This window comes from Ferrimicrobium sp., assembly GCF_027319265.1.
Lineage (GTDB): Bacteria > Actinomycetota > Acidimicrobiia > Acidimicrobiales > Acidimicrobiaceae > Ferrimicrobium.
The window spans coordinates 1-6,999 of the sequence record NZ_DAHVNP010000046.1 but is presented as its reverse complement, the minus strand read 5'-3'; the positions used below and the strand labels follow the sequence as shown (position 1 = coordinate 6,999).

Annotated in this window: 7 protein-coding genes; 4 read left to right on the top strand and 3 right to left on the bottom strand. The window is 52.1% G+C overall.

What is annotated here, in order from left to right; genetic code table 11:
• Nucleotides 1-18: 18 nt before the first annotated feature.
• The 3 genes from M7439_RS07015 to M7439_RS07005 are packed head-to-tail and all read right to left on the bottom strand — an operon-like array spanning nt 19 to nt 3,010.
• Entirely contained in the window at nt 19-831 is an 813-nt protein-coding gene (locus M7439_RS07015; protein ID WP_298342951.1) for a carbohydrate ABC transporter permease, read from the bottom strand.
• Between the two features lie 44 nt (nt 832-875).
• Nucleotides 876-1,838 carry a carbohydrate ABC transporter permease gene (locus M7439_RS07010; protein WP_298348799.1) on the bottom strand — a complete coding sequence of 321 codons (963 nt, stop codon included), beginning with the start codon at nt 1,836-1,838 and terminating at the stop codon, nt 876-878.
• 8 nt (nt 1,839-1,846) lie between these two features.
• Nucleotides 1,847-3,010 carry a sn-glycerol-3-phosphate ABC transporter ATP-binding protein UgpC gene (locus M7439_RS07005; protein WP_366525176.1) on the bottom strand — a complete coding sequence of 388 codons (1,164 nt, stop codon included), beginning with the start codon at nt 3,008-3,010 and terminating at the stop codon, nt 1,847-1,849.
• 538 nt (nt 3,011-3,548) lie between these two features.
• On the opposite strand from M7439_RS07005, the gene M7439_RS07000 reads away from it, so the two are divergent.
• The 4 genes from M7439_RS07000 to M7439_RS06985 all read left to right on the top strand — a co-directional run bounded on the left by M7439_RS07000 (nt 3,549) and on the right by M7439_RS06985 (nt 6,610).
• Nucleotides 3,549-4,313 carry a COG4280 domain-containing protein gene (locus M7439_RS07000; RefSeq protein WP_298345012.1) on the top strand — a complete coding sequence of 255 codons (765 nt, stop codon included), beginning with the start codon at nt 3,549-3,551 and terminating at the stop codon, nt 4,311-4,313.
• On the top strand, nt 4,310-4,528 hold the full coding sequence (locus M7439_RS06995) for a hypothetical protein (protein WP_298345014.1): 219 nt from the start codon (nt 4,310-4,312) through the stop codon (nt 4,526-4,528). Before M7439_RS07000 ends, M7439_RS06995 begins: the two co-directional genes overlap by 4 nt.
• Nucleotides 4,529-4,626: 98 nt before the next feature.
• Nucleotides 4,627-5,250: a Chromate resistance protein ChrB gene (locus tag M7439_RS06990; protein ID WP_298345017.1), complete on the top strand. Its 624-nt coding sequence runs from the start codon at nt 4,627-4,629 to the stop codon at nt 5,248-5,250.
• 511 nt (nt 5,251-5,761) lie between these two features.
• Nucleotides 5,762-6,610 (top strand): hypothetical protein, encoded by an 849-nt coding sequence (locus M7439_RS06985; protein WP_298348802.1) that lies wholly within the window; start codon nt 5,762-5,764, stop codon nt 6,608-6,610.
• Nucleotides 6,611-6,999 lie beyond the last annotated feature (389 nt).

The window sequence follows — 6,999 nt, the reverse complement described above, 5'->3', positions numbered from 1 at the left end:
ACCAACAACACCAAGAGATCAAGCATTCACGCCTGAATCCCGACCAGCAACACCATCGACAATATAACGTTGAAGGGCGATGAACACCACGACAATAGGAGCAAGAGCTAACAGAACCGCAGACGTTAATTTCCGCCAGTTGGCTTCGTACGTCTGCATGTAATGTGAAAGCGCAATCTCGATTGGTTGGACACTATGCGAGGTCGTCATAATGAGGGGCCATTGAAACTGATTCCACGAGCTAATAAAGGTCAGCAACGCTACCGTTACCACCGCTGGGCGAGCCAACGGTAAGGCGATACGAAAGACGTAACGAAGGTGGCCAACCCCCTCTAGTCGGGCCGCTTCCCAGTAACTCCTAGGTAGCGTCTTGAAGAATTGGCGAAATAGCAACACTCCAAATGTGCTTGCAGCGAAGGGGATAATCTGGATCCAATAAGTATTGAGCATGTGAAGGTGAAGCGCCACATCGTATTGCGGAATGAGTAAGGCCTGTGCAGGAAGAAGTATTACAGCTAACACAGCCCCAAAGACAACCCCAGCTCCACGAAATCGAAGGTCGGAAAGCGCATAGCCTGCCATCGCGGAGGTAATAATCACCAATAATACCGTTGATCCAGAGATGAAGATTGTATTGAACATGTATCCTAACCAGCTGCTGTGCGTAAGAACGTAGAGAAAAGCAGAAGTATGAAACGCGGGCGTAAACTTAGGTGGAATCGAAAAGACACCCTTCTTGGTGTTGAATGCCGTAACCACTACCCAGTAGAGTGGAAAGGCAAACAGCACCGCTACCACCGTCACAGCAACCCACTTAATTGTCTTTGTCAATAATTGAAATACTTGATTCGTGGACTTACTATTAACCACAGTTTTCATCGGTAGAATACCAGTCTATTCGAGACCCATTTTTGGATCAATGTCAAGGCGAGAATAATCAGGAAAAGAATTAGAGCCATGGCTGCAGCTAGCGAAAAGTGATCATAGATAAATGCTGTCTGATACGTAAGGAGTGAGTCAGTTGTAGTCGAGAAAGCGGGGCCGCCAGCTCCACCATGGGGGCCACCGGTCATGGCATAAATTTGTGAGAACGCCTGCCAGCTGTTGACAGTAGCCAAGATTACGACGAAGAAGGTAGTCGGAGAGAGAAGAGGGAGGATGATCCGTCTGAACACATGCTTTCGACTGGCACCTTCGAGACTAGCCACCTCTAGAAGTTCACGGGGAATGTTTGCAAGACCAGCGAGAAACACGATGACATATAGCCCCAATGAATGCCATAACGAATCGATCATGACAGCGGGTAGTGCCCAATGAACGCTCTCTAACCAATTGAGTGCAGGGAGGTGAAGAAAGGTAAGCACGGCATTCGCAAGGCCAAATTGGGGGTTAAAGATCCAGACCCAAATAATCGACGTGGCGACTACCGGAGTAACATGCGGCAAGAACACAGCGGCACGCCACACACCGCCCCTGCGGGCGGTCACCACCTCCCTTAACAGCATAGCGATCGCGAGCGCGAGCATCACGGTCGCTGGAATCATCACGATCGTATAGTAAGCACTAGTCTCTATCGACCGCAGAAACAAAGGCTGCGCAAATAGTGTCCGAAAATTCTTCAAACCGACAAATTGGGTGGCACTGCTCAATATGCCCCAATGAAAGAACGAAATATAGACGAGAAACCCAGTAGGTACGAAAAAAAACAGGAAAAAGACAACGAGTGCGGGACTGAGCAGAGCATACGCCGAAATCGTCTCCGAGAACTGACTGGGCCTCCACCAGCTACGCCGAATCGGTACAACATCATCCCCAACATTGGCTCTGCGAGACCGCAAACTCAGGCTCATCGACCGCCCCGAGACCCATCTACCGACCCGTAGATCTCGCTCTCGTTCACGGTCTCGTACATCGACATTTTCCCACCGAGCCTCTCACCCGAACTTCCCGTAAATAAATGGACTCTCCTGACATCGGCAGCCACAACCCGCAGGGTGCCAACCTCAACTTCCACCTCTGCTGGCATGCGAGCAATAATTGGGTGACCGACTCCAACGAGTTTGCCGTGTACCAGCTGGTGACTTCCGAAACGTTCCACCAGCTCTACCTCCATCGCAGCACGGACTCCAGGCACCTCTACAAATTCAGCGAGCTCAAGATGCTCAGGCCGCACACCAACGACGATCTCACTCTCGGTGCCCGAGGAGTATGGCCACAACCCGGGGTCAACCATGAGATCAAGCGAATCTGCAACTCCTCGAGTCCCTGCACTGACATCGACTTTCCAAAGATTCATGCCTGGCGAGCCGATAAAGTGAGCGACAAATGTGTCTGCCGGCTCTTCATAGATTTCAGCTGGGGTGCCCACCTGGTGAATGGCACCGGCGTTCATCACCACCACCCGGTCAGCCAGAGTCATCGCTTCGCCTTGGTCATGTGTCACATATAGCGTGGTGATTGCGAGTCGGCGATGAAGACCGGCAAGCTCCATCCTGACACGATCCCTTAGGTTGGCATCAAGATTCGACAATGGCTCATCCATCAGGAAGACTGCTGGCTTCCTGATGAGAGCCCTACCTAAGGCCACGCGCTGGCGTTGGCCACCAGAGAGGTTTTTGGGCCGTACTCGTAGGACACTCTCTAGCTCGAGCATCCTCGCAACCTCTGCAACTCGTCCGTTGATTTGAGCCTGCGGCAGACGTCTTGCCCTCAGGCCAAATGCTAAGTTCTCGAAGGCAGTCATGTGTGGGAAAAGAGCGTAATTTTGGAACACCATGCCAACGTTTCGCGTAGCGGGCGATGTCTGCGTCACGTCCGTGTCGCCGATGACTACTTTGCCGGAGCTCACCGCTTCGAGGCCGGCTACCATCCGCAAAGTCGTCGACTTCCCACAACCCGAGGGACCGAGTAGTACGATGAACTCACCCTCTGCGACCGAGAGCTCGAAGCCATTAACAACCTTGTGCTCTCCGTACATCTTAGTCACGCCTTCAAGCCTCACCTCAGCCACTGGAACCTCACCTCACTCGAACATTCAACAGCAAGGAGAAATCTATGTCAGCTAAATTACAGTTAGCCAATGAACTAGTGAATTCGAACCGAACACTTGATGAATGTGTATTGCAGTAACCTGAACCCTCGTACAGAAACATAATTCCCGCCGATGGGTGATCTCGAGGGAAGCGTGCCGAATCGAAAAGCAGGACTGTGAGGAGATCACCAATCGAGTATTGCCGCGATCAGGATCATTGAGAGGCCTGCTCGCACTGGATGAACGCCGCTCGATGGATCCGATAGAGCCATGATATCGAGCCTTTGGGGGAGACAAGGAGCAGTGGAGACCCTGGGCAGGATGCTAGTTAAGGTACAATCCAAACAGCAGATTCCGCCCTCGTGAACCGGTCTACTGCTAACCAGTGTTAGGTTTTGCGCTAACTACAGTTATACTGACTCGAAGGCTAGTTAGCCTCCTGCTTCAAGTAAGGGCGCGCTACTATTTGTCGATGCGGCTGCTCTGAAGCATGACTATCACAACTGGAGGTATGTCTATGACCGGATGGCTTCTTTTCGCTGCGGCCTTCTTGGCCTGCACCGTAGAAGCAGTCGAGGCCACTACGGTCGTCGTGGCAGTTGGCGTGACGAGAGGGTGGAGATCTCCACTCCGCGGTATGGCTACAGCCATTGGAGTGCTCGCTATCATCATAGTGGTCTTGGGCCCAGCGATCTCCTCGATCCCCTTAAGTCCGCTTCGCCTCATTGTGGGTGCATTGTTATTGATCTTTGGGCTCGGTTGGGTTCGAAAGGCAGTACTGCGAGCCTCCGGCTATAAGGATCTTCACGATGAGGATGCCATCTATCTCAAGCAAGTTGCTAACGCGAAAGCCGCCGGCACTGAGCTAGGAACCGGGCGACTAGGTGGAGATCCATATGGATTCACTCTTGCCTTCAAGGCTGTACTCCTAGAAGGGCTTGAGGTGACTTTCATTGTGGTGACGTTCGGTGCAAATGCCCATGATATCCCCATAGCAGCACTGGCTGCAGTCGTGGCGATCGCACTTGTAGTCCTAATAGCCGTGATCGTCCGGGGACCTCTTTCCAAGGTACCAGAGAACACAATTAAGTACGCTGTTGGCATCCTCCTGACGAGTTTTGGAACCTTCTGGGGTGCCGAGGGTGCTGGTACCCATTGGCCAGGTAATGATGTGTCGCTCCTCGCTATTATTCCCTTGACGGCGCTTGTGACGTTTGCACTCATCGCCGTGTTGCGTTCCTCCAAGCGGACACCCGCGACAACGGGCGAGGTGGCGGCATGAAAACGATGCTTACCCAGACGCAGGCTCTCGCACGGTTCCTCTGGAAGTTCATCATTGGAGAGGACATTACCCTTGCTGTCGGCGTGGTACTTGGACTCGTCGCCGTGGCACTACTTCACTACGGTAGAGTCGCGAGCTGGTGGGCGTTGCCCATCGTATGGATTATCGCGCTGAGCGTTTCTCTGCGTCGTGCAACCCGCAAGACTGGTATCTGATCCAAACGACATCGCACGCAGTAGTCATTCGCCCCGGAGGATGAGACAAGGGTTCCCGACATAAACTCCTATGTATGGTCAAGTAGATCGGATTCAACGTGCACGATTGTCAGCATGAGAACGCCCTTGAGGACGATGAGAGCGCACTCTCCTCGATGCACCACGATGAACAAATCCCTCAACCAGATGAGAACAAGGTACAGTGGTTGATTCTTGCATACCGAGTTCCAAATGAGCCGACTCGGCTCCGGGCCACGGTATGGCGAAAGCTCAGGTCCCTTGGTGCGATCTACCTACTGAACGGAACCGCACTATTCCCCTTGGATCCTTCCGCCGAGCGAACTCTTCGGGCTCTTCGTCGAGAGATTATTGACGAGATGGGCGGAGCAGCTGTCCTGTTTCTCTGCGATGCACTCGCTGGAGCTGCCGAGGTGGAGAGTCAATTCAATGCCGCCCGCAATGATGAATACGAGGAGATCATCGACCGATGTCAGGATTTTCTTGTCGGGTTGGAACAAGAGGTGACTTCAGAGCACTACACCTTCGCTGAACTCGAGGAGAATGAAGAGGATTTCACTAAGTTACAACGCTGGTTTGACAAGGTACGCGCTCGAGATATCCTCACAGCCAGCGGGGCTCAAGCGGTGATAGATATACTAGCACAATGTTCTAAAACGCTGGAGCACTACGCAGATGAAGTCTACCAACGAGATGGCAATTAAAGCCGCCTAGCCGTGGTGGTAGTCAGGGATCATAGACTTGCTTTTTCTAATAGCAGAGCATGACTCAGCAGTATGCACAAATGCCGTATAAGAAGCAAAAGGCTATCCCAATGCTTCAGAGAACTTGAGGTTCAACAGTGGGCAGGGTAGAACCCGACAGTGATTACACATACCCATGGGTACTAATGGCAGCTGGAGAGTTCGTAGAACGATAGGTGAGTACGTCTGGTTTGTTACCGATCTATTATCATGGCACCACCGTTTGCCCAAGCATACAATGCGGTCGGCTAGCGCGGTCAATTCGTGGGTGGAAGTAGCGTCCATCGAGAGTGATGACCGATCAGCCAAGAAGGAAGAACAAAGCTATAGCAATAGATCGGATCGCTATTGGCAGCACTACTCAACTGCTGAGTCGATGGTTCTGCCCTATGTCGCTGCCTGTGTTGGGCTCGACTCGTTGCTGAGCTCAGAGCGACAAATTCGAGGGCGCTTCTTCGAGCGATTCAGCAAGATGCATCTGTTCTTTGTCGAAAAGAGCGACCCAGAACATGTCGTTGCACTCACGCTGAACAGTCACGGCGCCTGGTCAGCGTGTGACATTGCTGTCGTGATTCACGGGCTGCTCACTGGAGAGCTTCCACTCACCGAAGTCGAAGACCAATGCCCCTCTGCAACCTATCTAGCTGAACATCCTCACCATGTCATGGATCGAGTAGTCCGACGATTCTTCGACATTGATACGTCTGTTCCGAGTGACCTCTTGGCAAAGGGAGCGCCATTTGCTTGGCCGTCAACGCACGCGATCCCAAACTCCCTCAAAGTGGGAGTAAATGTTCTCGGCAGCAGCAGCACCTATATGAGGTTGGGGAGTGTTCTGCAATCTATCTCACAGGGTACGATGAGAGCTCCCGAACGGCCAGCGGTGAGGGAGAGTGAAGACCTGGATAAAGGTTCGCCAGAGCTTCTAGGATTCTTGTCTTGGCCCAAAGGGCATGTTCGCTACTACCGAAGCGAGCCCCCCTTGGTGGTTGCCTATGATTTCCATGCGAACGATTCCGACCAGATTCGTTTTGAGACTGAGGATGTTTATAATTTCATAGGATTGTCCCCGAAGAATGACGAGTGTTTGGAGTCAGTTCGTGAGCACATGAGGACTCTCCAGTTGGATGTGACCAGTGAGTTTACTTTCCAAGATGGTACCAGAATTTCTTATGACCCCAAATGGCCAGCGACGGTCGAGTTAGCGCAGGGGCTTGATCGGTTACCGAGGGGCTTGCTGAAGCCTGGTGATGGATTTGCAGCTATCGTCATCAATTTAAGAGATTGCCGGCAGCCAAGGATACAACGAGATGTAATTTAACCCTAAGTTCTCGAAAGCCCCGAGTTCAACTGGGGGGAAAGTTGGTTGAGCGAGCCTGCTGATACCTAGGGTGGCTTTCCCTACCATAGTCAACCAACGAATAACGGGGCTGCGATTATCGTCCACTCACACCGAGATACCCGCCAAAGTTGAACCTAGCAAACGCGTATAGGTTACGAACCAATACAAGCGGATCAGATGCAGATCACACGCTGGCAGAACACTCGAAGATATTAGTTAACTGGTTAACTAATGAGGCAAACCTCGGACCGCCGAGTGAGTGGATAATGATGCAGGTTCTCTATCATGACCGGTATCAGGACAAAACCTGACCGACCGTTTGGGGGTGGGGTGTGGGCGACGTTGCAAACGTGAACGATCTCCTCGAT

Excerpts from the sequence above, each read along its gene's own strand:
- M7439_RS07000 (WP_298345012.1), top strand. The coding sequence starts at position 3,549 with ATGACCGGATGGCTTCTTTTCGCTGCGGCCTTCTTGGCCTGCACCGTA.
- M7439_RS06995 (WP_298345014.1), top strand. The coding sequence starts at position 4,310 with ATGAAAACGATGCTTACCCAGACGCAGGCTCTCGCACGGTTCCTCTGG.
- M7439_RS06985 (WP_298348802.1), top strand. The coding sequence starts at position 5,762 with ATGCATCTGTTCTTTGTCGAAAAGAGCGACCCAGAACATGTCGTTGCA.